Here is a 1,211-nt window from a genome sequence, read left to right as displayed (position 1 = left end):
TCGGAGTTGGAGCCGAGCACGATCGGGATCACCTTCGCGTCGCAGGCCAGGCGGCGGATGGTGGCCGCGGACAGGCCGTTGCCGTAGACGGTCTGTCCGATCGCGTCCGCAGTCATCGCTTTGAGGTCCTGCAGATCGATGGTCACGGTGATGTTCGCCTTCGCCCCGAACCCCGGCACCACATCACCACCCAACCCACCACCCGCACCAGCTCCAGCACCCGAACCGTCACACTGGTCGGCCGCTGCCCCGCCCGCGATGACACCTTCGACCCCGACGGCACCGTCCGACTCAGCATCCGAGCAGCGCACCGCGTCTGCGGTCGCGTCCGCCGTAGAACCAGCCGCCGCAGAAGCGGCGTCCGTGGAACCGGGCTCCGTCGAACCGGGCTCCGTGGAGGCGGCGTCCGTTGAAGCGACGTCCGTGGAAGGGGGCTGCGTGGAACCAGGTCCCGTGGAACCGGCGTGGGTGGGGCTGGCTGGTGTGGTGGGGCGGGGGATGGTGGGGGAGGGGGTGCCGGCGTCGAGGGCGGTGGCGGCGAGGGTCAATGTGGTGGTGAGGGCGTCGGCTTGGCGTTTTTCGCGGGTGCGGGGGTCGGGGGCGCCGTCGAGGGTTTTGTGGGGGCGGGCGCCGGCGGTGATCAGGGTCTGGAGGAGTTCGGCGTTTTCGTTGGCGAGGTAGCCCTTGAACTTGACGCCTCGGTCGGCGGTTTGGAGGGTGAGGGTTTCGCGGGCGGCGGCCTGGTGTTCTTCGGGTTCGGGGCCGTCGGTGTCGAGGATGTTGCGGGCCTGTTCGGCGGCCTTGCGTAGCTCGGCGGGGCACAGGTGGCGGGCGAGGCGGACCAGTTCCTGTTCGGCGACCTCGACGTCGGCCACCGGCACCGATGGCGGGAGCTTCTCCAGTTCGGACACGATCGCCTCGGCCTGCGCCGGCCGCAGCAGCACCTCCGGCAGCACCTCGGGCAGCTCCTCCCCGTCCGTCCCGTCCGTCCCGTCCGTCCCGTCCGCCCCGTCGGCCCCGCCCTCCGCGTCCTCCCCGGTCTCCGCATCCTCCCTGTCCTCCCCGTTCTCAACCGTGGGGTCGATGGTGGGGAGGGCGGCGGCGAGGGCGGGGTATTTGGGCAGGGCGCGGGCGAGTTGGACGAGGCGGCGGGCGCGGTAGGGGTCGAGGCGGTAGCGGCGCTGCAGGTACTGGATCATGTCGCGGGCGCC

1 protein-coding gene is annotated in these 1,211 nt (G+C 71.6%); it reads right to left on the bottom strand.

The window, feature by feature from the left end; genetic code table 11:
- Positions 1 to 1,211 (bottom strand): DUF222 domain-containing protein (locus ACWF0M_RS38120; RefSeq protein ID WP_452240642.1); only part of this gene is annotated, 1,211 nt, incomplete at both ends.

This window comes from Kribbella sp. NPDC055110 (assembly GCF_053607525.1).
This window is presented reverse-complemented; position numbering and strand designations above follow the sequence as displayed.